This is a genomic window from Leifsonia sp. HAY1-4F, assembly GCF_056755275.1.
Window position 1 is genome coordinate 1 of the sequence record NZ_JBNDHX010000352.1, and the last position, 262, is coordinate 262.

General features: G+C 69.5%; 1 protein-coding gene. It reads left to right on the plus strand.

The genetic code is table 11. The annotated features are described in order from the left end of the window. Positions 1-8: 8 nt before the first annotated feature. Positions 9-128 carry a hypothetical protein gene (locus ACPYOG_RS19800; RefSeq protein WP_481295824.1) on the plus strand — a complete coding sequence of 40 codons (120 nt, stop codon included), beginning with the start codon at positions 9-11 and terminating at the stop codon, positions 126-128. Positions 129-262: the final 134 nt, after the last annotated feature.

Sequence of the window (262 nt, forward strand, 5' to 3'; positions counted from 1 at the left end):
GTCCGCAGGTGCTCTTCCTCGACGAGCCCACGACGGGTCTAGACCCCGAGGCGCGCGCCGAGCTCTGGCTGGAACTCGAGAGGATGACCACCGCCGAGAACCTCACGGCCCTGATCACGACGCATTAACTGGACGAGGCCGACCGCCTGGCGGACCGTCTCGTGATCGTCGACCACGGTCGCGTCGTCGCCGGCGGGACCCCGGAGGAGCTGAAAAACGACCTCCGGGGTGGCGCCGTTGTCGTCGAGCTGGCCGGGGAGGC